The following is a 23,643-nucleotide window of genomic DNA, read 5'->3' as shown; positions in this document are numbered from 1 at the left end:
TCAATAAGTAATAGATGCAACAAAGAAGCGCGTATAACTTTTCGCCCAACACATCTGACTCCTTCCGCAACCAGGGTTGCAGGGTTACATTCGGAAGCATCGGACGAATTGTAAGTGTTCTATTCCATAGACGAGAATTGAAGACTCCCCTTAATTCGTAGCAGTTAAAACTAACGATTTCCAATCAGATTGTTGATCGGGCAGGAACGTCGAAGAGGCGTAGCCTCGAAGACGTTCCTGGGCAAAAGCCACTGGCGTCTTATATCCCAATGATGAGTGCGGACGCTCATTGTTGTAGATCCACATCCATGCGTGGGACAACAGCTGTGCATCTTTCAGTCGGGTGAACGAAAAAGCATCCAATACTTCTTCCCGGTAGGTTTTATTGAACCGCTCCACATATCCGTTCTGATGGGGCTTTCCCTTCTCTATAAACTTCATCTGGATACCTCTTCTCTCAGCCCATTCCTCCATGGCCTGGGCAATGAACTCCGGACCGTTGTCTACCCTAATGCGTTCAGGTTTTCCCCGCCAGGCGATCAATTGATCCAATTGGCGGATCACCCGCTTGCTGGTCAGACTGGTGTCAATGGTGATATTGAGCACCTCTCTGTTGTAATCATCAATGATGTTAAAGGAGCGAAACTTGATGCCATTGTACAATCCGTCATGCATGAAGTCCATGCTCCAGGTTACATTCGAATACAGTGGCTGAAGCAGCGGTTCTTTCACCCGCAGTGGAAGTCTCTTCTTTGTTTTGCGGCGCAGGTTCAATCCCATCTCTGTATAGATGCGGTATACCCGTTTATGATTCCATATGTAGTTCATGTTGCGTAAGCGGTGGTGCATCATCCAGAAGCCCCAGCGGCTATGCAGCTCGGCCAGTTCCGCCAACCGGTCACGGATCATCTGATCGTCCTTGGGTTTGGGGTGGTAGTAATACACCGACTGTTGGATGGTAAACAACACACAGGCCTGCCGGATGCTGATCTTATGTTGATGATTTGCATAACCGATCAGCTCGCGCTTCTCGGCAGGCCCTAGAGCTTTTTTTCAATCACATCTTTCAGTACGGTGATGTGCAGGGTCTGCTCCGCTACGATCTTCTTGTATTGGGCCAGTTCGCTCTCCAGTTCTTTCAACCGTTTGAGTTGGTTGACTTCAAGCCCGGAGTACTTGCTCTTCCACTGGTAAAACGTGGGCTGACTGATGCCGTGTTCCCGGCAGATGTCGTTGACACTTTTGCCCGATTGCTGCTCCTTGAGAATGCTTACAATCTGGCTCTCGGTGAATTTGCTCTTCTTCATTTTGTTCCCTGTTAAAGTTAGCGACTAATTTCTATTTTTATTCGCTACGTTTTTTAGGGAAGTCTTCACTACTTCAATTCTTTCAATAGCATCAAACACCAGCAAACGTAGTTCCCGATCAAATACGTACAGATCTAAAACATGATCAAAAGTTATTCCTGGGGTAAACTTATGATTGTGGTCATCAACCACTTGAAAAGGCACCATATAAGCCCTCAATCTATAATAACTGATATTCGAAAGATAATGCTCAGCTCTTGATTGGTCTGCAATACACAACCCCCTTGATTTTAGCAAGAAAAGCTGGTCTGTAACACTTAAGGGGGGCTTTTTATATTCCATAAAAAGGAAAACCCGCCCGGGTGCGCTTGCAAGCAGAGGCGTGGCGGGTATTATTACTTGTAAAAGTACAAGTAATTTGGAAATTCTCCAAAGTACATAAGTACGATATATGGATAAAGAAGAAGCTTTTCCCCTACTCTTCCTTCAATGCCCTGATGTCTTTGATCAATTGCACGATCTCCAGCTTTAGCGTTCCGTTGTAGATGCCGCGGATGCGCTTGTTTTTATCCACCAGGATGAAATGCTCTGTGTGCAGGAACTCGCTGCTGTCTTTGGCAAAGCCGATGTCTTCCTCGGCGAAGTAGGATTTGCGTGCCAGGTCATAAATGGCCGACTGGCTGCCGGTGAGCAGGTGCCAGTTCGGGTCGGTGATGTGGTAACCTTCTGCGAATTCATGTAGCCGGGCCGTGCTGTCGAGCCAGGGTGTAACGCTGTAGGACAACAGCACCACACCGGGGTCATCACGGAACGTGTCGGAGATCGTAGACATGTTGTGGGTCATCACCGGACAGATGCTTGTGCAGCTGGAGAAAAAGAAATCCGCCACATGGATCTTGCCTTCGATGGTAGCCTGTGTGATGGTATCGCCGTGTTGATCGGTGAATGAGAAGTCGGCGAGGCGGTGGGGGGTGATGTGTGCGGTGTCGTTGAACAGCGGCGTGAAATCCGGTGTGTCGTAGTAAGGAAGTCCGACCTGCTTTTCCTCGCAGGAGGCAAGCAGCAGCACAACGGCTGCTGCAACCGATGCACGCTTACTGAATGCTATCACCCACATTTGTACAATTTTTTGTGCCCAGCAGTCCGTACCGCCGGCCGTTGATCAGTTGGTAGTTGGATTTGATCTTGCCGTTGTCGTACCATACACGTTGCAATCCCGCCTCATGCCCTTTCTCATAGTGCATGTCTTTGATCAGCAAACCCCGTTCGTTCCACTCCCGGCATGCGCCTTCGTATTCATCGTTTTCAAATTGGTACGACAGCCTTTTCTGTCCGTTGCTCCACCATGTTTCGTACATGCCTTCTTTCTTTCCATGGCTGAAATAGCGGATTTCCTGCAGATGATTGTCGGGAAAAAACTTCTTCCAGGCACCATGCTCTTTGCCGTGAAGGTATTGCTGCACCTCCAACGTATCATTTGCGCCTTTGTAACAAGAAAACACGCGACCGGTAAACGGATGTCCGTGAAAATAAAAAATACCGCCTGAAGGTTGCAGCTGCAAAGTATCAGCCCTGAACCACGAAAGGTCGGGTTCAGGGCTGTGCAACTTGCAGGCAGACCAGAAGAGGACTGCCAATAGGAATACCTTATTGAGATACCGTACCCGCGGTGCCATAATAGCCATTCCCGTTGATGTATGGGTCGGTGGCGGTGATATGGTAGTGGTAGATACCGTCGGGATAATCAGCGGTAACACCGGTATGGCCGTGGAATTCATCCAGGTCATTGTCGTTCACCGTTTGTCCGTTCTCTTTCGGGCCATATACCGGAAACCCGTCGAGCAGAAATCCCAGGAGTGCATCTTCACCGCTGTTGGCAGTCAGATAGTAAGGTTCAACGTGGTAGTGGTATTGCCCCTGTTGTTGAGGGTGGCCGTCATACTGGTCAAAGGAATTGATCTCACTGGTCAGTTGCTGGTTGTTGGGACCGGCATACTGGTTATAGAAAGCCACACCGTTCAGTGCAACGCCCATGGCCCCGAGTGGCGTGGCCTCATGGTTTGCGTTCACCGCCGGGTTCCTCGGTATTTTGTAGGTCATGTTTTGCTCACTGATGCGATTGGGGTTGATCGCAAAAGCGCTGTTGTTGCCATTGTACGCTTCGTACAGGGAACTTTCCCATTGGGTGTCTTTGTAATACGGACTTTTATGATCCGGACGGCCCTTGGTTTTGATCACCACATAATCGCCTTCGATATAAATGTCGGTGGCTCCGTAAATCTTTTTGTACACGGCCGGAACCTCGGTGGAGGTGTTGCTGTTATTGTCATTGTCGTCCGTTTCCTTTTTGCAGGAAACAACCACAAATGTGAGGGCCATCCATAGGAAAGCAAGTTTTCTCATGCGCATCAATTTTGACCTGTATACTGTGATAGGGGAGGAGAGGTTGCGGGGGAGGAAAAATGGGGGGGATGGATCAACAAAGACGTCGTTGCGCAGACCCTTGTGACGGCAGGTAGCTTTGTTTTTTGTAAACGATGAAGGATAAACATCCATTGACGGATGAAAGAATGCCATCGGGATTCAACGTTTACAGAAAACACGAACGTCAGAAAATGCTGCGACCCCGTTGGGGTCGTACATCATCGTACACATGCAATCGCCTATAAACTTTCAATCCCGTTGGGATTGGTTGTCCGCCACGGATAAGCCCATTCCATAAAAAAAACGCCCTTGCTAAAGCTATGGCGGGCGAAGGCGATCCGGACGAGACTCCCTGCCTGCCGTCGCCCAGGCCCGTGCATCGGCAGGCAGGGAACTCGCGACCTTCCCGCATTACTTGCGGGACATTCTAACCAACTGAACTACCGGATGGGGTGCATCAAAAAAAAAGCCCTCTCCAAACGGAAAGGGCTCATCTCAGCGGTCCGGACGAGACTCGAACTCGCGACCTCCTGCGTGACAGGCATGTTTATTACTGTTTTCTACTGTTTTTAAATCTGTCATTTTATTCCTAAAACCCTTTATTATCAATGGTTTTTGAGTTTTTTTAATTTCATTACAATTCACCGGAAACCAAAATAAACCACTTTCTGCTTGAAAATTGCTTGAAAATTTTGTTAATTAGCCAAGCGTTGATTTTTACCAAATTTAACTCAAAAACCATGACTTCTGCCTATTTGTTTCTCGATACCCGAAGGGCCAATAAGAATGGCGAATATAGAATAAAGTTGAGGATTGTCCATAACCGGAACTCCAAGGAAATTAAACTAAAATATTCCTGCAAGGAAAATCAGTGGGCTGGCAACAGAGTGAAAAATTATCCCAACTCCGGAAGGGTAAATGCTTACCTGGGTAATGAACTGGCCAGAGCGAATCAGGCTATTTCTGAGAATATTGAAAAGATTGATCTGCTAAGTCCTGATGAAGTAAAGGAACTCATCATGTCGTATGATCCCAACCGGAAAAGCAGGGAAAGCGCCATGACTTTGAGGGAATGGGCTGATGTGCTTATTGAAAGGAAAAGAAAAGCCGGAAACCATGGCACCGCCAAAATATATGACCGGTCAGTACGGTCTGCTCTGAACTTCTGGGACAAAGAAGGATTGCAACTGAATGAAATAGACATCACCTTCCTGAAAGACTTTGAGGCAGCAGAACTCAGCAAGGGAAATACGGTGAACACCATCAGCATTTATCTGAAAACATTACGGGCTATTCTCAATGCAGCCAACAGGGAACTGGAAAGCTACACTGCTGAACCTTTCAAAAACTTCTCCATCAAAACAAAAAAGACAAAGAAGCGGGCGGTGAGCCAGGACATCATCGGAAAAGTGCGGGAGCTGAAATTTGACAAGGAAACAAGGGAAGGCGAAGCAGACTGGAACGCACAGAACTATTTCCTGTTCATGTTCAACAACCGGGGGATGAACTTTGTGGATCTGGCCAAGCTGAAAGCAAAGCAGATCATTGACACCAAATACAAGGGTAACAAACTGGTGGAGGGCAGGCTCATCTATACCCGGAGCAAAAACAACAAAGACTTTTCCATCAAACTGACGGATGAGTCTGTCAGGATACTGAATGACTACAAGCTAAAAGACAAAGCACCGGAAGATTATGTCTTCCCTATCGGATTTGAGAACACTAAAACCGGACTGGACACCTACAACCAGAAACGGAACCGTTACAACAGGCGTTTCAGGAAAATCGCCAAACTGATCGGTGCACCGGAAATAAATCTAACCACCTATGTGATCCGGCACACCTGGGCATCCATTGCCAAACGAAAAGGCATACCCACCGAAGTCATCGGTGAAAGCCTTGGGCACGGTGATCTGAAAACAACGGAGGTTTATCTGGACAGCTTTGACAGCAAGGTGCTCGATGATGCGAATGAACTGATAGTAAATGTATAGAGAAGATATCTGTCTGCTTTAGGTAAGATACTGATAGTGATGTCTTTTCAGGTCGTCAAGTTCTGAGAACATGAGTGCAATTTGATTGACCGTATTAACCACAATATAATCATCGAATGATCAACTTCTGTCGAAACAACTCGTTTCGGCTGCTTCCAATAATAAGATATATTCCGGGTGACAATTTATTTTTCAAATCTATGACTCTAAGCATAGGCCCTTCCTGCTGAACAATGGCCATAGAATAAACCTCCGACCCCAACGGATTATACAGTACCACCAGTACCTCTTGCCCTTCTGATCCGTTCATACTTAAATAAAAGGTGCTTCCATCCAACGGGTTGGGGAATATTCTAACATCCGCTTCTTTGACATACTGAACCGCCACAAGGTCGGAGTATTCATATTTGCCGTCAAAATCGGTTTGCTTGAGGCGGTAGTAGGAAATACCTTTGTACGGGTTTTCGTCAATGGCTGAATAATTCTGAATAGAACTACTATTGCCTGCCCCATCAACAGTTGTTACTTTCTCAAAGGCCATACCATTTTGAGATTTTTCAATAGTAAAGAAATCATTATTGGTTTCGGTAGCAGTTGACCAATTAAGCTGTACGACATCGCCAATCAATTTGGCATCAAAGTACAGCAATTCAATCGGAAGTGGTGCTCCGCCTCCACCTCCAAAATTGCTAAATGAAGTGATATTGCTTCCGGTAAGAGTATTGGCAGGTGCATTTACAGCGTCATAATCAGTCCAGGAGCCTGCACTCCATTTACGGGCAAACATATTTGCTTCAGTTCCTACTATGTCGGCATCAACATAAATATAGCTCAGATCAAAATCAGGAGTGCTGATACCAGTGGGAGTTACTACCCAATACCTTGTAATGTGATCTGATTTATCTTCATTTGGATGAATAGCATCTACAACCCTTACGGCTAAATCCGCTCCCGCAAATCCGGTTCCTGCATTAAATGTGATTGTAAAGGGGCTATAATTAGAGGCATCCCCAACTGGATATGTAAAAGAACCAATGGCTGTCCATGATTTTTTTAATTCTCCTGCTCCATCCGCCTGGATGTAATTAGTTGCGTTGTAACCTGTAATAGTGCCTGTTGAGGCAATCGTAAGATTACTGCCACTCAAATTTATTTTTCCTGAAAGAAAATCAACTGATCCTACTGAGAAATCCGCTGTCAAAGAAACTGTATAACCACCAGAAATAATTACATCTTCACCGGATGAAGGGGCTACATTTGCAGCCCATGTTGAAGCCGTATTTAAATTACCTGACTGAACAGATACATTATGTACTATTGCAACTGATATGTAGTCGTTATCAGTAATATTTATTCCTGACACCTCCCAGTTTCCTCCTGAAAATGTCATGGGATAAAAACTGGCACCAGTAGAAAAATTTCCATTTGCATCCACAAGAATAGCATACGTATGGTAATTTGCTGGCAACCCCGGAAGACCAGCAGGATCAATACTCATTGAAACGCTACCAAGAGTACCGGTTATATCCACTCTCCATTCTCTTGCAATTCTTTGTATGTTGGTTATATTTCCCGGTATTTCAGCCGTAGTCCACGTTGTAGCATCCCCGTCATCATGTCCGAACAGGAGGTAATCACCTGCCACATCCAGTGATGTAGCGTTGGATATTTTGAGTATGCCTGCTGACTGGGCTGCGGTGTGGAAGTTGGAGGCATCTTCATAACCGATCCCTGCTACATCTTCCTTATGTGTTCCCTGATGGGCGTATTTATCATTGGCTATGGTTATGCCGTATTTGCTGGCAAGGTAGTTTTCTACGATGATTCTCTGTGCGGTATTCAATGCTCCTTCATAAACAATCCATTCTCCCATATCACCTGTCATCATTTGTGTACTCTGATCCTGTCTTGCCCCCAGTACCTGCGTGCCTCCCATTTTACTGGTAGCATCCCACGTGCCGGTGGTGTAACTTGTACCATCTGTAAACACTTCTGCTCCGGCATCATCCAGCACCCAACTGTGTATCTTTACCGTTGCCCCTGTGGCAATGGCAGTCCCTTTCCATGCTCCGTCCCAATATGCTCCGCTGGTGTGGATAGCGGTCAGCCATCTTGCCCCATCGGTATTGTCAAAGGTATAGGTGTTGGAAGTGGAGTTCAACACTCCAAACACAGTGTGGTCGCCTGCATTAGAGGTAATGGTTGTGCTGTTCAGGGCATCACCACCGTCAAAACGAACTACCGGTTGACCGTTCAGGATATTCGTCTTATAAGTAGGCTGCTTGCTCCCGGTGGCCTGTGCAAAATCAAACCCGTTGCCCGAAGCATCCGTCCAACTCGTAACCGCTGTGCCATCGCCCTGACTTAAATAATCCGCCTTTAACCATAATTTGTTGTTGGTGCTTTTCCCCACACCTCCGGGGCCTACAAACCCAACGTCATCATTATCAAGGATGTTAAATGTATGTGTTGTATTTGCCCCTAACGTGGCATTGCCCGGATTAGAGATGGTTACCTGTATGGTTTCCGTAAGCTCGACACTTCCGTCATCTACAATAACCGGACTGATATTGGTTGTGGTAGAACCTGCTGTAATGGTAGCTGTCCCGGAAGCAAGGGTATAGTCAGTACCACCTCCGGTAGCTGTACCTCCCGTTACATTGTAATCTACCGTTACATCTTGTCCAGACACCGCAGAAAGGGATAGTTCAAGATTAGCAGGCGTAGTGCCCTCTGAACCGGAAGAAGAAGTAGTGGTAAACTGCACGGTTGGAGAAGCGTCATCATCATTGATGGTATAGGTATAAACATCATTTGTTCCGATGTTTACACCTGCTGATGGATTAGACAGAGATACAACAACTGTCTCGCCAGCTTCATCCAGCGCATCATCAACAACAATAATACTGATAGTGGTAGTAGTAGCAGGAGCTACAATGGTAGCTGTCCCGGAAGCAAGGGTATAGTCAGTACCACCTCCGGTAGCTGTGCCCGACACCGTGTAGTCAACTGTTTGTGTACCGGAACTCGCTCCGTTGGTAATTTGCAATGTCAGCACAACGGGAGTAACGTTTTCTGCTCCGTTTGAGGATGCAACGGTAAAGTCAATATCCCTTGTGCCGTCATTGTCGTTAATGGAATAGGTGTGCTGTGTATTAGCACCCAGTGTAATACCGGCAGAAGGATTGGACAGGTCGAGAATGATCGTTTCGGAAGATTCCTGAGTACCGTCATCCACAATAGTGGCAGATATATTGGTAGTGGTAGAGCCGGAAGTAATGGTAGCTGTACCTGCTGCAAGGGTGTAGTCGGTTCCGCCTCCCGTAGCTGTACTTGCCCCGTTAATGGTATAGTCAACAGTTGCATTACTGCCTAACGCATAGTTTAGCGATACTTCTATGGTGGCAGGAGTAGTAGCCTCTGAACCACTGGAAGAAGTAAGGGTAAATTGGATAACGGGCTTGATGCAACCAATGGCTATATAATCCCCATCGGTAAAAGTGAGGCCGGTTGTTTCATAATAAGAACCATTCTGTGTTAAGGGATATTGAGTTGCCCCTGCCGTAAAGTCTCCATCTGCATCTTTCCATATCACATAATTGGTGTACCCCCCTGGAAGCGCAGGTAAAGCAGATACCAGTACCCCTACGGTAATGCTGCCGACAGTTCCGCTTTCGTCTAATCGCCATTCTCTTGCCAGTCGCTGAGAGTTGGAACCGGAATTAGGGTCTTCAGCCGTAGTCCACGTTGTAGCATCCCCGTCATCATGTCCGAACAGGAGGTAATCACCTGCCACATCCAGTGATGCAGCGTTGGATATTTTGAGTATGCCTGCTGACTGGGCTGCGGTGTGGAAGTTGGAGGCATCTTCATAACCGATCCCTGCTACATCTTCCTTATGTGTTCCCTGATGGGCGTATTTATCATTGGCTATGGTTATGCCGTATTTGCTGGCAAGGTAGTTTTCTACGATGATTCTCTGTGCGGTATTCAATGCTCCTTCATAAACAATCCATTCTCCCATATCACCTGTCATCATTTGTGTACTCTGATCCTGTCTTGCCCCCAGTACCTGCGTGCCTCCCATTTTACTGGTAGCATCCCACGTGCCGGTGGTGTAACTTGTACCATCTGTAAACACTTCTGCTCCGGCATCATCCAGCACCCAACTGTGTATCTTTACCGTTGCCCCTGTGGCAATGGCAGTCCCTTTCCATGCTCCGTCCCAATATGCTCCGCTGGTGTGGATAGCGGTCAGCCATCTTGCCCCATCGGTATTGTCAAAGGTATAGGTGTTGGAAGTGGAGTTCAACACTCCAAACACAGTGTGGTCGCCTGCATTAGAGGTAATGGTTGTGCTGTTCAGGGCATCACCACCGTCAAAACGAACTACCGGTTGACCGTTCAGGATATTCGTCTTATAAGTAGGCTGCTTGCTCCCGGTGGCCTGTGCAAAATCAAACCCGTTGCCCGAAGCATCCGTCCAACTCGTAACCGCTGTGCCATCGCCCTGACTTAAATAATCCGCCTTTAACCATAATTTGTTGTTGGTGCTTTTCCCCACACCTCCGGGGCCTACAAACCCAACGTCATCATTATCAAGGATGTTAAATGTATGTGTTGTATTTGCCCCTAACGTGGCATTGCCCGGATTAGAGATGGTTACCTGTATGGTTTCCGTAAGCTCGACACTTCCGTCATCTACAATAACCGGACTGATATTGGTTGTGGTAGAACCTGCTGTAATGGTAGCTGTCCCGGAAGCAAGGGTATAGTCAGTACCACCTCCGGTAGCTGTACCTCCCGTTACATTGTAATCTACCGTTACATCTTGTCCAGACACCGCAGAAAGGGATAGTTCAAGATTAGCAGGCGTAGTGCCCTCTGAACCGGAAGAAGAAGTAGTGGTAAACTGCACGGTTGGAGAAGCGTCATCATCATTGATGGTATAGGTATAAACATCATTTGTTCCGATGTTTACACCTGCTGATGGATTAGACAGAGATACAACAACTGTCTCGCCAGCTTCATCCAGCGCATCATCAACAACAATAATACTGATAGTGGTAGTAGTAGCAGGAGCTACAATGGTAGCTGTCCCGGAAGCAAGGGTATAGTCAGTACCACCTCCGGTAGCTGTGCCCGACACCGTGTAGTCAACTGTTTGTGTACCGGAACTCGCTCCGTTGGTAATTTGCAATGTCAGCACAACGGGAGTAACGTTTTCTGCTCCGTTTGAGGATGCAACGGTAAAGTCAATATCCCTTGTGCCGTCATTGTCGTTAATGGAATAGGTGTGCTGTGTATTAGCACCCAGTGTAATACCGGCAGAAGGATTGGACAGGTCGAGAATGATCGTTTCGGAAGATTCCTGAGTACCGTCATCCACAATAGTGGCAGATATATTGGTAGTGGTAGAGCCGGAAGTAATGGTAGCTGTACCTGCTGCAAGGGTGTAGTCGGTTCCGCCTCCCGTAGCTGTACTTGCCCCGTTAATGGTATAGTCAACAGTTGCATTACTGCCTAACGCATAGTTTAGCGATACTTCTATGGTGGCAGGAGTAGTAGCCTCTGAACCACTGGAAGAAGTAAGGGTAAATTGGATAACGGGCTTGATGCAACCAATGGCTATATAATCCCCATCGGTAAAAGTGAGGCCGGTTGTTTCATAATAAGAACCATTCTGTGTTAAGGGATATTGAGTTGCCCCTGCCGTAAAGTCTCCATCTGCATCTTTCCATATCACATAATTGGTGTACCCCCCTGGAAGCGCAGGTAAAGCAGATACCAGTACCCCTACGGTAATGCTGCCGACAGTTCCGCTTTCGTCTAATCGCCATTCTCTTGCCAGTCGCTGAGAGTTGGAACCGGAATTAGGGTCTTCAGCCGTAGTCCACGTTGTAGCATCCCCGTCATCATGTCCGAACAGGAGGTAATCACCTGCCACATCCAGTGATGCAGCGTTGGATATTTTGAGTATGCCTGCTGACTGGGCTGCGGTGTGGAAGTTGGAGGCATCTTCATAACCGATCCCTGCTACATCTTCCTTATGTGTTCCCTGATGGGCGTATTTATCATTGGCTATGGTTATGCCGTATTTGCTGGCAAGGTAGTTTTCTACGATGATTCTCTGTGCGGTATTCAATGCTCCTTCATAAACAATCCATTCTCCCATATCACCTGTCATCATTTGTGTACTCTGATCCTGTCTTGCCCCCAGTACCTGCGTGCCTCCCATTTTACTGGTAGCATCCCACGTGCCGGTGGTGTAACTTGTACCATCTGTAAACACTTCTGCTCCGGCATCATCCAGCACCCAACTGTGTATCTTTACCGTTGCCCCTGTGGCAATGGCAGTCCCTTTCCATGCTCCGTCCCAATATGCTCCGCTGGTGTGGATAGCGGTCAGCCATCTTGCCCCATCGGTATTGTCAAAGGTATAGGTGTTGGAAGTGGAGTTCAACACTCCAAACACAGTGTGGTCGCCTGCATTAGAGGTAATGGTTGTGCTGTTCAGGGCATCACCACCGTCAAAACGAACTACCGGTTGACCGTTCAGGATATTCGTCTTATAAGTAGGCTGCTTGCTCCCGGTGGCCTGTGCAAAATCAAACCCGTTGCCCGAAGCATCCGTCCAACTCGTAACCGCTGTGCCATCGCCCTGACTTAAATAATCCGCCTTTAACCATAATTTGTTGTTGGTTGCATCGCCAACTCCACCAGGGCCGGTTTGAGCAAAGGAATTAAATTGAAGTGATAATATAAATATGAAACAAAAAAGTTCCTGAAAAAAAAAAAAATGAATGTTTCGATTTTGTTCTTTCATCCTGTCCTTCTTTTTATGGGTTAGACAGGTAACAGGATGGGTATTTAAAGCGCAATTTTTTACTCTCTCTCTCTCTCTCTCTCTCTCTACGGCCATGCGGGTTTCCTGCCTTTGCTTTTCAATCTTCGGCAGGCAAGCAGGAGATGTGATGTTAATTCTGGCGGTATTTTTTCTGTTTAAAAACATACAATATCCCCTCTGGGGCGGTAACTTTTTGCAAAATCTTACGTAAAACAAATACAAATACTGTATATAGGTATAAACACCTATACAACCGTATAGGTATACGTAAAATCACCTAAAAAGGTTACAAGTTTTTGTAAAAGTCATCAAAAAATATACATTTATGAAATTATTTCTTACATTTTAGCAAGATCAGCATTAATAGCATAAAACTTAATTGAGGAGAATCATAAGCAACTTTTTTAAGGAAACCCCTCACTATATTTTACAATTCTTATATTGTGCTGACATTAATTTCCCAATCTCCCGCAACTGCAACTCATCAAAGTTCAGTTTGGCAAGCAGGTCGAGCAAGAAAGGAAAATACTCACAAGCATCTTCGCTTAGAAAATTATCCTTACAGGAAAGGATCGTACGGGCAGTGAGCACCAGTGCTTTCTGGTAGTTGTATAAGAGGTCTTCCGGGCTGTCATCAGTAACCTCTATTCTCAGCAGATTTTTTTCAAGTGTTACCATTCCTTTTTCTTTTAGGTTTGGGATAGGGAACCGGTTTCTTCTGATCTTCCGAAAGTTTTTCGATCAGCTTGTGGTTATAGGTCAGCAGCATTTCGTTCTGCTCCTTCACCAGTCTCACATGCTCATTCATGGCATCGAGATTTTCAAGCTGCTTGTAAAGCAAAATTTCAAGCTGGTCTTTTGTGTATCTTATAGCCATAAAAATAATTTTGACCGGGCTAATTTAATAAAAAGGAATCGTATAAAGCAAATAAATAACCATAATAAGGCTATTTATATTCTAAAAACGGCTATAATAGCTTGGTTTTATTGTGCTTTTTATTTACTTACTTTGCATATTAAGAAGCGTTTCAGGCGTTCCAAATGGATAAAAAGATACACAACAGGATAAAGGCAGTCATTGCCGAGCAGGGTAAAACAAACCTCTGGCTTGCAGATAAAATCGGGAAGAATAAAACAACTGTATCCCGTTGGTGCAGGAATGAGATGCAGCCTACAATCGAAACGCTTTTTGAAATTGCCGAAGCTCTGGATGTGGATGTGAGAAAATTGCTGGTATCGAATAAAGAGAGTTAGGCCGCCAGTCTGCTTTCCTGCATCAACTGCGCCACCGTCTTTCCCCCTGTATCGTAAAAGTGAGGCTTGTCCTTAAAACTGCTCCACCGGCCTCCCCATTGTAAGCCCACACTTTCACCGATCTGTCCGATGGCTTCCCAGTCGGCCTTATTATAGTTTACCTTACCATCAATGACGGGTGCAACGTCAAAAGCCATACGGTAATTGTGCACGGACTGTCCGCATCTGGCATTGGTTACAACTTTACCGGGCTTTGTTCTCCCCTGTGCATAAAGATTATCCTGCTCTTTGCAATCCCGGTAGGCGCTGGTGATAATCAGGTTAATACCCTGTTTCCTGGCTTTTGCAAGAAACTTTTCCGCTTTCTTTCTGACGGATGGATGAAGCGTTTGCAGCTTTAGCTTTGTGCCAATATCAAACTTCTTATAGGCCCACCTTCCGGCAATAGCCAGCACCAGCACCCCTGCGGTGATACCGATACCGAAGTACAGATGTTGCCTTTTGATCTCCATATATTCTTACTTCTTCTGACATTTACACTGATGTTCCTTTCTTTCCTGCAATCTGTCAAATATGGTGATGGCCGATGCCACTGTAATAGTGAGCATGAACAGCCGGGATAATATTTTTTCTCCTTTACTCATAATTCTCATGGTCTTTGTTGCTGATATGGGTGCTCAGTTTTTGTTTGAGGGCTACATTTTCCCTGTGTAATCCTTCTACCTTATCATTAAAGGCCTGCAACTGTATTTCGAGGTGGCGCACTTTCTTTTTCAACTCACAGTTCTCTCTGGTCAGACTGGCCAGCTTCTCATCCTTTGTCTTTTCCGAATCGGTCAGGATTTTCAGTTTGTTTTCCAGCGTATTTGCCCACTGGATCCAGTTGCCGATGATCTGGCTTTCGGTTTTTACATTGAGGTTCGTGGCTTCTGCCTTTTCCTTTCTTGCCTGTTCCAGTTTCAGCCTTCGGTCAATGCCATATCGCACAAGAAAGACGATCAGCTGCCAGAAGCCGGTAGCTCCGATTACTATTCCTATGATTTCAAAGTGTCCCATTACGACAGGTTGAATTTGGTTTGTGTAATAAGACAGGTAATGTTCACATGCAGTACCCTTCCGCTCATGGCAATCACAAAGGGCACCACTTTATCCCCCTGAAAGACAAATCCCACCGATGGAGTAAAACCGGCATCCGACCGGACATTATTGGCAGTAGGTGAAGATCCAACCCAGTTTAATGTACCGGCATTGTTTCTTGCCACGCCCTCATAATAGGCTGACCAGGTATCACCAATATTTCCGGTGGTTCCTGAGTTCTGCACCACCTGAAAATACAGCCTGAATGTATGGACGGTATTGGAAGGAATTGACCATCTGTTCGTATTGTTCAATCCGGAGCCGTCCAGGTTGATGGGGAATATTCCTGTTCCCGGATTGACTGTTGTAAACGCCTGCAGCTTGAAAAACTGTGCAGATCCCCTGGTGCTGAAAAACATACCTCCTGCACTGGCAAATTCGGCATACCGGTTGGCATCCGTGCCTCTGCCTACACTGGAACTGTAAGCTGTGGCAGAACGGTTATCTCTTCCGTTGAGCACTGCTGAATCGGTTCCGGAGGCTTCATTGGCTGTGCCGTCTTTGGGAATAATGGCATTGGTTCCTGTTCCGGCAGCATATTGAAGCAATACATCGAGCAGCTTAAACAGCTTGATAGGCGTTACAATTCTCTCATCGTCCGTTCCTGCATCAACTTCTGCCTGTGTCGCTATCTCTGCAAGACCTGTCCGTATTTCCGTTGCTGTGCGGTTATCCAGCAGGGTTTTCAGTTTCAGAGCCGTTACAATACGGCTGTCATCCGTTCCGGCATTGACCTCTGTCTGGGTGGCAATTTCAGCAAGACCGGCAAGAATTTCAGTAGCCAGCCGGTTATCCAGCAGGGTTTTCAGCTTTAAGGACGTTACAATGCGACTGTCATCTGTTCCGGCATTTACTTCTGCCTGTGTTGCCAGTTCAGCCAGACCGGTGATAAGCTCTGTTGCCACCCGGTTGTCCAGCAATGTTTTCAGTTTCAGGGCAGTGACTATACGGGTGTTGTCGGTTCCTGCATTGACCTCTCCCTGTGTGGCAATCTCGGCAAAACCGGCCACCAGTTCAGTAGCCTGTACCAGATTGGTCTGAATGATATTCCAGTCGCCTCCGACTGTGGCCTGATCTCCTCCGGGGTTATCATTCACGCAGTAAATCACGTCCCTGACCTGTACATCCGCTCCTGATGCACCACCTATTTTTCCTGCTGCACTTACGGTATAGGCATCGCCTTTCTGACTTGCCGGATAGTTGGGATTGGTGGAGCAGTCCAGCACGCCTTTATCCTCCCACAATCCGGTGAGTTTATCAGATACATAAGCAGCGAGCTTTGCGGGCGTAACAATTTTAGTATCGTCCGTGCCGGTATTGACATCTGCCTGGCTGGCAATAAGAGCTGTTCCAGCCTGTAATTCGGTAGCCAGCTTATTGATGAAAAACTGAAACAGCTTTAACGGGGTAATGTGCCTTGCATCATCCGTACCGGCATTGGTTTCAGACTGTGTAGCCCTTTCAGAAATACCCGCCTGTATTTCCGTAGCAAGAAAATTGCTGATAAAGGTCAGGAGCTTCAGAGGCGTGATATGCCTGGTGTCATCTGCACCTGCGTTGGTTTCCGCCTGCGTTGCCCTTTCGGAGATACCGGCCTGTGTTTCGGTAGCCAGGAAATTATTGATAAACGTAAGCAGCTTCAATGGGGTGATATGCCGTGCATCGTCTGTCCCTGCATTGGTTTCTGCCTGTGTCGCACGTTCCGAAATGCCGGGCTGACTTTCATCTGCCAGGGGAACGATAACAGAGGCTCCATGGTTGGCTATCTGAAAAACCGCTCCGTCATGAATCAGGATGTACAGCTTGTCCGGGTCCAGCTCTCCGGCTGTCAAATCTGTCAATGCACCGGCTTCTATCTTCTTTACCGGAACCGCTCCCTGCGTATCTACATTCAGTGTTGCCGGCCCGGTGTTGGTGTTCTGAAACTTCACTTCCAGCGGAAGGCCCTGCCGGTATTGACTGATGGCCGGTGTCAGTGATAAAGTATAATTATCTGTTCCCTGTGCAATACCGAACCCACCGATGGAATGTTCAATGGGAAAATCACCCACAAATTGCAGGTCGTTCAGGTTAACATCGCTCTGGTATCCTCCTATAAAGCTCATATCATAGATAGTTTAATGACCGAATTGTATGACACGGATTGAAGCAGCTGATCCCCGTTAAACACCGTTACAATGCAATCGCTTCCGAATGCCTGAATCTGAACGCTCATCTGACTGATGTTCAATCCGAGCGATGTGGCAAGGTTCTGAACGTAGGTATTCACCTTCTGCTGCACCTTTGCGTTTACGCCCGGCAAGCCCTCGTTGTCAAGCTGCCCGGAGGCGGCTACCAATTCGTCTAATGTTGGTTCTGGCATAATCCTTTGTTTTTTTAAATGATGGCAATGATGCCGATTACAATTACCGCAACTCCCAAAATCCGTTTGTGGAACTTCTGCTTCCGTATTTCTTTATCCTTTATATCTATTGTCCGTTTCATGTGTTCCATACTTTCTCTGTCGTTATCAATAATGCTGTTCAGGTTTTCCGTTTTACTTTCCAGCTTTTCAATGGTGCTGTCCTTCACAGCAACCGCCTCTTTCAGTACCTTTTCATTCTGCTCATGCTGCACCACCAGCGAATCGCAGTATTTACCCTTTTCCAGATGCTTTGCGATAATCCTTGACTGCTCAATGGAAAAGCAAAACACAGTATCCCCGTCAATGAGCTGCACTTTCGGTGTCAAAGCCTGCGAAAAAGCTGTAAAGCTCATTGCCGTCAAGAGTATCAATAACAGCAAGCCTTTCATTTCGTATGGTTGTGATCTTTTCAATTTTCCTGTCATTTATCGTTATCAGTTTTTGCAGACTGTCCGCTTTCTGCTTATAGTCTGCAATTTTTTCATCCAGCCTGCTGTTGCATTGCGAAAGCGAATCGTTGATGCTTTGCAGTTGCTCCATTCTTTCCTGCAGGCGTGTCTGTTCTTCCCCATGCTGCTGCTCTCTCCTGAACAGCAGTACAGCAGCCAGGACAATGAGGGCAACATTCAGCAGTAAGTTCCATCGTTTCATTCCGTTTTCTCATTTACAATGTGTTTCCTCAATGTTTTCGGCACCAGTTTTGGCAAAAGGCTTTCCAGTATCAGCTTGTGAAAGACCAGTGCAAACACAAACGACTGAAACAACACCTCTGCCTGTGCAATCTGATAGCCTCTTATAAAATACAGTGCAGCGCCATAAAGCACACCTACAATGGCTACCCTGTATTTTGTCCCTGCCCGGATGCCTGTCTTCTGCAAGCCCTGACGGATCCTGTAATGGTTAAATCCGTAAGCAATGGTGATGAAGGTCATTATGTATGACCAGTCCAGACCAATGATATATTCTTTGATCCGGTCGAATATTTCCTGAATGAGTTGTACGTCCATCGTATTACTGTTTTGATTGTTTGATAATTCCTTTGATAAACTCCAGGGCAATTCCACCCACTACAATAGAACCGACAATGACTGCCCCCAGTGTCCATGCCGTCTGCGGGGTCATGGTGATTTTCAGGTCAGTCCGTATTCCTTCCTCACCGATGGTCTGGTCAATGAGGCTGAACAGGTTCCTTTTTTTCTTTTCTGTCGTCTCTGCCATAGCTATTGCATTACTTTTTGTTCATGTACCGGCTTTTCCATGCCGTACCGTAAATAGTTCTCCTTATCCAGCTCCGTTTTTTTGAGGGCTTTCATCAGTTGCCTGCCTGTGATCTCATCAAACACATCCGACACCACTCCCGTATGACCGAAATTCCGCATCAGCCATATATTCAACCGTTCCACTCTTTTTCCCCTGCTTCCCAGCCTTAGGGGAAACTCATCCGCCACCGGTGCCGGACGCTTTTTCTTCTTCTGTACTTCCGCTTTGTTGTAGCTTGAAATACCGGATGGCTTCACCTTTTCCTTCATTCCCGTAGTCTGCATGGCAGGCTGCTTTCTTTCCCCGTTGCTTTTTTCTTTCTCCTTTTTACTGCGATCCGTCAGCCACCAGGCGAGGACAGATAAGCCGATCACTGCCACCGAACCGATTACGATATGTTTTGTCTTTACTGCCATGCTTTATACTTTCAGTGTGTCTATAAATGATTGGTCGAACTTTTCGCTTTTCAGATACCGTATGGCCGCATCCCTTGTCTTCGGCCCGAACTTCCCGTCCACATCCAGTGATGCTCCCATTTTGTTCAGATACCTTTGCAGTTTTTCCACCCCCGGATGACAGGTGCCATAGGTCAGCGGGTAATCACGGCTGATACACCTGAACCCACCTCCCAGTGAGGATGCAACTGATTTAATGCTGTTCAATGCACCCTTGTCCTTGTCCCTGAGAAAGAAAAACCAGATACCGGCCACTACCGCTATTCCGGCTCCTGTCCAGATGACTGCGTTTGGTATTTTTACTTTGCTTTTCTCCATTGCTTTTTCTTTATGCTATTCGGTATTGCTGTTTCGGGCCTACGATTTCCATAACCTTTGCTACCTCCGACTGGCTCATCCTGCTGCGGATGTCGTCAATCAGGTTGATCTCATGTGCCTTGTAGTACCAGTAAGCCACCTGTGATACCTGCACCTTGTCTTTGAGCGACCGGAACACCCCGTACACCTGATCTTCATCATCGTCCCACCAGCCCCATGCGTCATATATCTTCTTTGCGTTGGCTTTGGCCGCATCATCGGTCAGCCGGATAATGGACTTACCCACCTGTTTGGGAGCTTTTTGCCAGTAATAGATGTCAAAGGCATCACTTTCGGTAATTCCCGTTGTTGCGGGAGATATTTGTCTTTCCAGCTCTCCGAAGAAGGACACCGCTTTCTTGTCCCGCTTTCTTTTTCGCATACCGTAAACAATGGATCCTGCAAGAAGCAGTCCCGCAACGCTTAATCCTGTTATCCATATTTTTTTGTTCGTATTCATCACTCGCTTTTAAATTGCTCCGCCCATCTTTGCTGCCCGTCCTGCCGGATGCAGCATGGCCAGATCAGAGGGCTTTGCTTCACGGGCGGTTTTGACCATGAAAAAGAGAATCAGTAAAACCACCACACCCAGCGTTACCGGCACTCCGATCATCAGCACTTTGGTCATGGTTTTTCCAAAGCCCAGAATATTGCCTCCTATCTGGCTGATGTCGGCAACGGCACGGGTAGCGGCACTGGACACATCAATATCATTTTGTTTCAGCCATTTGTTAAAGTCTGCATTGGTTGTACAGGAAGACGAGCCGTTGATCTCCCACGTCTTGAGCCATATCATCCGGGCATTGACCTTACCGAACTTTCCGTTCAGCTTTTTGTAATATGCCTTCCAGGTATCGCAGGGTGAACTACTGCCGGGTATGATAATGTCCTGTATGATTACTTCCTTTGCCATTACTGCATGATCTTGTTTACCTGTTGCTCCGCTTCTTTTTTATTCTCGAAGCCTTCCACCATCTCATTGAGAAAGCGGACTAACTTTTGTTTCACTTCCTTTTCCTTCTTCTCAGCCGTTTCCCTGTCCACGTTTTTGTAGTAAGCCCTGCCTGCCCAGAATCCGATGCCGATATATACCATTGCTTTGAACATGGACTATTGGTTTTCAGCATAAATGTTTTCTTTCGGCACACCGATTTCCTTCAACCACTCCGGTACATTGAAGTTCGGACAGCTCTTGCCGTTAGCTGTTGGTGCCTGATAATGCCCCATGATGAGAATATCAGGATGCCTTTTCAGGTGATACCGGACGTACACTTCCAGCGTTTCCTTCTGGGCTTCGGTTCGGGTATCCTTATTCTCTTTGCTGTCCTTTTCCAGTCCACCGACATACACGATATGGCGGGCATGGCCGTTCAGTCCTTTAACCCCGTTGGTGATTTCCCACAGATCCACATAGTCGTCCTGGTTAAAGGGCACGATGTTTTGCAGTGTGCCGTCCAGCAGCACGATGTCGGAATAGCCCGGACGGTTCCATCCCCGGCCTTTCGGTTTGGGGCTGGTATGCCAGACAATGATGTCGTCTTTGGTGAAATGCCTGCCTTCTTCGGTGGCAGTGCAATGGATCACGAGATACTTTAACTTGTTCATAACATTTGATTTTTAGGTTTCGGAATCAGATAATTCATAAAAAACTGTTTGTACCAGACCAGCACAGTCAATGTCTGTAATGCCGGTATCTTAAAAACCCATTCGTGTCTTCCGTCAATCACCTCTCCGCCCAGTTCATGCACTTCTGATACATTCAAAAAATTCTGCGGATGGAAGTAATTGCTGAAAGAGACCGGCTTTGAGCTGACCGATCCGGTGGGTTTTATATCGTTTACTTTCAGCAGTGCAATACGCTCTATGCCCGAAAGCACAAAGCGGGCGTGCTGAACCAGTGCCGGTGTATGCTGAAAGTTTTCCAACTTTTGCTTGTAGTCACTGTCAATGGTGATACTACTGCTCAATGCCTCGTAGCCGATGGCATTTACGGTATTGAGCGTACTGTCGGAAACATAAATCAGTCCGTTGGCAGGATTGAATACGCCACCGGTACTCTGGTTTCCCAATCCGGCCAGCGTGTCTTTAATCGTGTTGTCGGATTGAATCACTGTAAGTGTATTGTCCCCGCTGTTCTGCACATAGATAAATCCGTTGGAGGTGTTGAAGAACAGGTTTTGCGGTTTGGGTCCTGTCGGAACGGTGGTGCTCACCGTGTTCAATGCAGTATCCACCACATAGGCAGTTGCGGTCAGTTCACCGGCCACATACATATTGTTGTTCAACGGATCAAAGGCAACCGATACCGGTCGAATTACTGGGGGAACCGGACTACTGTCCAGTGGCAGGGTAGCCACCGGTGTATTCGTGTCGTCATAAATGCTTACATCATCACTGCCGGAATTGACCACATAGATAAATCCTGTAACCGGATGAACGGCCACATCAATCGGGTCATCACCTGCAGGCAGTGTGGTAACGATGCTGTTGTCGAAGGCATTGATAACGGTAAGGTTATCATCCACCAGGCTGGCTACGTAAATAAAATTGTTCTTTGGATTCCAGGCCAGAGAAACAGGGCGTGTGCCTACCGGAATTTCACCGGCAACATTCAATGCAGTATCAATCACGCTGACGGTATCCGATATGGAACCGGCTACATAGGCATAGCCCGTGTTGTGATTGACCGTAACAGCTACCGGTGAACTGAACCCCGGAAAAGATGGTTGCAGCTGAACGGTTTTTACGATCAGGTTGCTCCTGTCAATGACCGTTACGGTGCCGGATAGCTGGTCGGCCACATATACCAAATCGTTGAAAGGGTTGTAGGCAATTCCTTGCGGGTGAACACCAACGGCAAGCGATACGGTTTCCTCAATGATATGATCTTCCACATCTGCCGGAGCAGGAGGGCTGATACTGAGCGGACGGTTAGCTCCCCAGAGGCGGATAAATTTTGCTTCGGTAGAAGTATTGGTGATAACCACCTGCGTTTTGGAGTATTCTTTGAGCAGATCGTGGTACGTCTTTTGCCAGAGCGTGCTTTCTTTTTTTCCGGGCTGTTTGATTTTCAGTTTCGGCAGGTTGTGTTTTACAAATGCTTTACCCGCCTTCTCAATGGCATCTGCCTTTTTCTTTTCTTTCTTCTTTTGGGCTATATCCCTGGCAGTATCTATAACACCTTCCTTTGTTCCCCATTTTTTCAGGTCGGCTTTGTGCTGGTCTTCAAAACGGATATTGGACGGGGTAAGCACTGCTTTCAGCCGTTCGTTGATGATACCCACAAAACTGTCGTCCCCGGAGTCATAGGTTTTCTTTTCCAGAACAGTTTTATCTTCCGGCTTGCTTGTTTTATCCCTGCCAAGCCACCATGCCAGTCCTGCAAAGGCCGCAGTGGCAGTCAATCCTATTTTAGCTCCTCTGTTCATCAGTGTACGGTTTCCAGTTGTGTATTTTTTTGCTCTTTGTTCTGAATGTAGCTGTCCACAAATGCGTGGATATTTCTTACCCTGTCGGCATGTTTCGGGCCTACCGTCTCCGGGTGAGCCTGAAATATTTTTGTCGCTGCATACACACCTTCCGTTTCGGGAAAGCCCATGTCCAGATAGGGCTTTAATGCACATATATCCGATGGCTTTTCCTTTCTTGTCGGTATCTGGTAATGGCACCGCTCATGCAGCAGTATGTACAGCCGTATGGGTATGGTGTATTGCCGGAAGTGCATCTGTGATACCTGTATCCTTCCCGTTTTCCGGTTGGTACGGGCAGGTGTGATCATCGGATAGCCTTCCTCATCTTTTATCACCGGCAGGTACTCGATCAGAAAGTCCCTGCTTTTGCTATCGTAAAAGCCCGGCCTGGAATAACCCGCTTTGATGGCGAACTTCAATGCAAAGTCCATGAAACGGTGCATTTCCGGTTCCGCCCATACTTCCGATGGCTCCATCTTTTCTGCTTCCAGCTTCTCGATCTTAAAGCCTTCATCATCCCGGTAAACCTTGTCGTAAACTTCCAGCATCAGCAAATCCGGTGATACCGGCAGGGGAATGGAAAACTCCTTGTATCCCTTGTCTTCTCCCTTGAACAGTCTGGCCTTGAACGGAACCCGTCTGCGGAAATAATAGGAGTTGGGCCGGTCTGCATCGTATCCTTTCACCACAAGGGAAAAAGGCTGTGATGCTCTCACGCCCAGCCGTAACCGGAA

Annotated in this window: 25 protein-coding genes and 1 pseudogene; 2 read left to right on the top strand and 24 right to left on the bottom strand. The window is 46.8% G+C overall.

What is annotated here, in order from left to right:
• Positions 1-252: 252 nt before the first annotated feature.
• The 5 genes and pseudogenes from H6585_10260 to H6585_10240 form a co-directional block, all read right to left on the bottom strand.
• Positions 253-1,307, bottom strand: a pseudogene (locus H6585_10260) (IS3 family transposase).
• A gap of 24 nt (positions 1,308-1,331) precedes the next feature.
• A complete protein-coding gene (locus H6585_10255) occupies positions 1,332-1,649 on the bottom strand; it encodes an Abi family protein (protein ID MCB9448714.1) in 318 nt (105 codons plus the stop codon).
• A 133-nt stretch (positions 1,650-1,782) separates the two neighbouring features.
• On the bottom strand, positions 1,783-2,424 hold the full coding sequence (locus tag H6585_10250; GenBank protein ID MCB9448713.1) for an SCO family protein: 642 nt from the start codon (positions 2,422-2,424) through the stop codon (positions 1,783-1,785).
• Positions 2,402-2,944, bottom strand: coding sequence for a toxin-antitoxin system YwqK family antitoxin (locus H6585_10245; protein ID MCB9448712.1), 543 nt, complete (start codon positions 2,942-2,944; stop codon positions 2,402-2,404). The genes H6585_10250 and H6585_10245 overlap by 23 nt, the downstream gene beginning before the upstream one ends.
• Positions 2,945-2,954: 10 nt before the next feature.
• Positions 2,955-3,716 carry a YHYH protein gene (locus H6585_10240; GenBank protein ID MCB9448711.1) on the bottom strand — a complete coding sequence of 254 codons (762 nt, stop codon included), beginning with the start codon at positions 3,714-3,716 and terminating at the stop codon, positions 2,955-2,957.
• A gap of 755 nt (positions 3,717-4,471) precedes the next feature.
• On the opposite strand from H6585_10240, the gene H6585_10235 reads away from it, so the two are divergent.
• Positions 4,472-5,725 carry a tyrosine-type recombinase/integrase gene (locus H6585_10235; GenBank protein MCB9448710.1) on the top strand — a complete coding sequence of 418 codons (1,254 nt, stop codon included), beginning with the start codon at positions 4,472-4,474 and terminating at the stop codon, positions 5,723-5,725.
• A 109-nt stretch (positions 5,726-5,834) separates the two neighbouring features.
• On the opposite strand, the gene H6585_10230 is transcribed toward H6585_10235, so the two are convergent.
• From H6585_10230 to H6585_10220, 3 genes are all read right to left on the bottom strand, one after another.
• Positions 5,835-12,788, bottom strand: coding sequence for a hypothetical protein (locus H6585_10230; protein MCB9448709.1), 6,954 nt, complete (start codon positions 12,786-12,788; stop codon positions 5,835-5,837).
• A gap of 204 nt (positions 12,789-12,992) precedes the next feature.
• On the bottom strand, positions 12,993-13,250 hold the full coding sequence (locus H6585_10225) for a hypothetical protein (GenBank protein MCB9448708.1): 258 nt from the start codon (positions 13,248-13,250) through the stop codon (positions 12,993-12,995).
• Positions 13,237-13,449, bottom strand: coding sequence for a hypothetical protein (locus H6585_10220; GenBank protein ID MCB9448707.1), 213 nt, complete (start codon positions 13,447-13,449; stop codon positions 13,237-13,239). The genes H6585_10225 and H6585_10220 overlap by 14 nt, the downstream gene beginning before the upstream one ends.
• Before the next feature lie 164 nt (positions 13,450-13,613).
• Here H6585_10220 and H6585_10215 point away from each other — a divergent pair, with 164 nt between their 5' ends.
• Positions 13,614-13,826 (top strand): helix-turn-helix transcriptional regulator, encoded by a 213-nt coding sequence (locus tag H6585_10215; protein MCB9448706.1) that lies wholly within the window; start codon positions 13,614-13,616, stop codon positions 13,824-13,826.
• Here H6585_10215 and H6585_10210 read toward each other — a convergent pair.
• The 16 genes from H6585_10210 to H6585_10135 form a co-directional block, all read right to left on the bottom strand.
• Entirely contained in the window at positions 13,823-14,338 is a 516-nt protein-coding gene (locus H6585_10210; GenBank protein ID MCB9448705.1) for a M15 family metallopeptidase, read from the bottom strand. The genes H6585_10215 and H6585_10210 overlap by 4 nt on opposite strands.
• A 124-nt stretch (positions 14,339-14,462) precedes the next feature.
• The gene (locus tag H6585_10205) at positions 14,463-14,882 is read right to left on the bottom strand and encodes a hypothetical protein (GenBank protein MCB9448704.1); all 420 of its coding nucleotides are present in this window, start codon (positions 14,880-14,882) and stop codon (positions 14,463-14,465) included.
• Positions 14,882-17,068: a hypothetical protein gene (locus H6585_10200; protein MCB9448703.1), complete on the bottom strand. Its 2,187-nt coding sequence runs from the start codon at positions 17,066-17,068 to the stop codon at positions 14,882-14,884. The genes H6585_10205 and H6585_10200 overlap by 1 nt, the downstream gene beginning before the upstream one ends.
• Positions 17,065-17,325 (bottom strand): hypothetical protein, encoded by a 261-nt coding sequence (locus H6585_10195; protein MCB9448702.1) that lies wholly within the window; start codon positions 17,323-17,325, stop codon positions 17,065-17,067. The genes H6585_10200 and H6585_10195 overlap by 4 nt, the downstream gene beginning before the upstream one ends.
• A 14-nt stretch (positions 17,326-17,339) precedes the next feature.
• Positions 17,340-17,756: a hypothetical protein gene (locus H6585_10190; protein MCB9448701.1), complete on the bottom strand. Its 417-nt coding sequence runs from the start codon at positions 17,754-17,756 to the stop codon at positions 17,340-17,342.
• Positions 17,668-18,018 carry a hypothetical protein gene (locus H6585_10185; GenBank protein ID MCB9448700.1) on the bottom strand — a complete coding sequence of 117 codons (351 nt, stop codon included), beginning with the start codon at positions 18,016-18,018 and terminating at the stop codon, positions 17,668-17,670. Before H6585_10185 ends, H6585_10190 begins: the two co-directional genes overlap by 89 nt.
• Positions 18,015-18,359, bottom strand: coding sequence for a hypothetical protein (locus H6585_10180; protein MCB9448699.1), 345 nt, complete (start codon positions 18,357-18,359; stop codon positions 18,015-18,017). Before H6585_10180 ends, H6585_10185 begins: the two co-directional genes overlap by 4 nt.
• A 19-nt stretch (positions 18,360-18,378) precedes the next feature.
• Positions 18,379-18,585: a hypothetical protein gene (locus H6585_10175; protein ID MCB9448698.1), complete on the bottom strand. Its 207-nt coding sequence runs from the start codon at positions 18,583-18,585 to the stop codon at positions 18,379-18,381.
• 2 nt (positions 18,586-18,587) lie between these two features.
• Positions 18,588-19,043, bottom strand: coding sequence for a hypothetical protein (locus H6585_10170; protein MCB9448697.1), 456 nt, complete (start codon positions 19,041-19,043; stop codon positions 18,588-18,590).
• 3 nt (positions 19,044-19,046) lie between these two features.
• On the bottom strand, positions 19,047-19,400 hold the full coding sequence (locus tag H6585_10165; GenBank protein ID MCB9448696.1) for a peptidoglycan-binding protein: 354 nt from the start codon (positions 19,398-19,400) through the stop codon (positions 19,047-19,049).
• Between the two features lie 10 nt (positions 19,401-19,410).
• Complete coding sequence (locus H6585_10160) at positions 19,411-19,821, bottom strand: hypothetical protein (protein ID MCB9448695.1); 411 nt, start codon at positions 19,819-19,821, stop codon at positions 19,411-19,413.
• 87 nt (positions 19,822-19,908) lie between these two features.
• Positions 19,909-20,352 (bottom strand): hypothetical protein, encoded by a 444-nt coding sequence (locus tag H6585_10155; protein ID MCB9448694.1) that lies wholly within the window; start codon positions 20,350-20,352, stop codon positions 19,909-19,911.
• Positions 20,352-20,546 (bottom strand): hypothetical protein, encoded by a 195-nt coding sequence (locus tag H6585_10150; GenBank protein MCB9448693.1) that lies wholly within the window; start codon positions 20,544-20,546, stop codon positions 20,352-20,354. Before H6585_10150 ends, H6585_10155 begins: the two co-directional genes overlap by 1 nt.
• 3 nt (positions 20,547-20,549) lie before the next feature.
• Positions 20,550-21,044, bottom strand: a complete 495-nt coding sequence (locus tag H6585_10145) for an N-acetylmuramoyl-L-alanine amidase (protein MCB9448692.1) — start codon at positions 21,042-21,044, stop codon at positions 20,550-20,552.
• Positions 21,041-22,867 carry a YncE family protein gene (locus tag H6585_10140; protein ID MCB9448691.1) on the bottom strand — a complete coding sequence of 609 codons (1,827 nt, stop codon included), beginning with the start codon at positions 22,865-22,867 and terminating at the stop codon, positions 21,041-21,043. The genes H6585_10145 and H6585_10140 overlap by 4 nt, the downstream gene beginning before the upstream one ends.
• Positions 22,867-23,625, bottom strand: coding sequence for a hypothetical protein (locus H6585_10135; GenBank protein MCB9448690.1), 759 nt, complete (start codon positions 23,623-23,625; stop codon positions 22,867-22,869). Before H6585_10135 ends, H6585_10140 begins: the two co-directional genes overlap by 1 nt.
• Positions 23,626-23,643: the final 18 nt, after the last annotated feature.

It is taken from the genome of Flavobacteriales bacterium (genome assembly GCA_020635855.1).
GTDB lineage: Bacteria > Bacteroidota > Bacteroidia > JACJYZ01 > JACJYZ01 > JACJYZ01.
This window is presented reverse-complemented; position numbering and strand designations above follow the sequence as displayed.

Excerpts from the sequence above, each read along its gene's own strand:
- H6585_10175 (MCB9448698.1), bottom strand. The coding sequence starts at position 18,585 with ATGGCAGAGACGACAGAAAAGAAAAAAAGGAACCTGTTCAGCCTCATT.
- H6585_10250 (MCB9448713.1), bottom strand. The coding sequence starts at position 2,424 with ATGTGGGTGATAGCATTCAGTAAGCGTGCATCGGTTGCAGCAGCCGTT.
- H6585_10150 (MCB9448693.1), bottom strand. The coding sequence starts at position 20,546 with ATGTTCAAAGCAATGGTATATATCGGCATCGGATTCTGGGCAGGCAGG.
- H6585_10155 (MCB9448694.1), bottom strand. The coding sequence starts at position 20,352 with ATGGCAAAGGAAGTAATCATACAGGACATTATCATACCCGGCAGTAGT.
- H6585_10170 (MCB9448697.1), bottom strand. The coding sequence starts at position 19,043 with ATGGCAGTAAAGACAAAACATATCGTAATCGGTTCGGTGGCAGTGATC.
- H6585_10235 (MCB9448710.1), top strand. The coding sequence starts at position 4,472 with ATGACTTCTGCCTATTTGTTTCTCGATACCCGAAGGGCCAATAAGAAT.
- H6585_10215 (MCB9448706.1), top strand. The coding sequence starts at position 13,614 with ATGGATAAAAAGATACACAACAGGATAAAGGCAGTCATTGCCGAGCAG.
- H6585_10165 (MCB9448696.1), bottom strand. The coding sequence starts at position 19,400 with ATGGAGAAAAGCAAAGTAAAAATACCAAACGCAGTCATCTGGACAGGA.
- H6585_10205 (MCB9448704.1), bottom strand. The coding sequence starts at position 14,882 with ATGGGACACTTTGAAATCATAGGAATAGTAATCGGAGCTACCGGCTTC.
- H6585_10210 (MCB9448705.1), bottom strand. The coding sequence starts at position 14,338 with ATGGAGATCAAAAGGCAACATCTGTACTTCGGTATCGGTATCACCGCA.
- H6585_10255 (MCB9448714.1), bottom strand. The coding sequence starts at position 1,649 with ATGGAATATAAAAAGCCCCCCTTAAGTGTTACAGACCAGCTTTTCTTG.
- H6585_10220 (MCB9448707.1), bottom strand. The coding sequence starts at position 13,449 with ATGGCTATAAGATACACAAAAGACCAGCTTGAAATTTTGCTTTACAAG.
- H6585_10195 (MCB9448702.1), bottom strand. The coding sequence starts at position 17,325 with ATGCCAGAACCAACATTAGACGAATTGGTAGCCGCCTCCGGGCAGCTT.
- H6585_10145 (MCB9448692.1), bottom strand. The coding sequence starts at position 21,044 with ATGAACAAGTTAAAGTATCTCGTGATCCATTGCACTGCCACCGAAGAA.
- H6585_10140 (MCB9448691.1), bottom strand. The coding sequence starts at position 22,867 with ATGAACAGAGGAGCTAAAATAGGATTGACTGCCACTGCGGCCTTTGCA.
- H6585_10160 (MCB9448695.1), bottom strand. The coding sequence starts at position 19,821 with ATGCGAAAAAGAAAGCGGGACAAGAAAGCGGTGTCCTTCTTCGGAGAG.
- H6585_10240 (MCB9448711.1), bottom strand. The coding sequence starts at position 3,716 with ATGCGCATGAGAAAACTTGCTTTCCTATGGATGGCCCTCACATTTGTG.
- H6585_10200 (MCB9448703.1), bottom strand. The coding sequence starts at position 17,068 with ATGAGCTTTATAGGAGGATACCAGAGCGATGTTAACCTGAACGACCTG.
- H6585_10225 (MCB9448708.1), bottom strand. The coding sequence starts at position 13,250 with ATGGTAACACTTGAAAAAAATCTGCTGAGAATAGAGGTTACTGATGAC.
- H6585_10190 (MCB9448701.1), bottom strand. The coding sequence starts at position 17,756 with ATGAAAGGCTTGCTGTTATTGATACTCTTGACGGCAATGAGCTTTACA.
- H6585_10185 (MCB9448700.1), bottom strand. The coding sequence starts at position 18,018 with ATGAAACGATGGAACTTACTGCTGAATGTTGCCCTCATTGTCCTGGCT.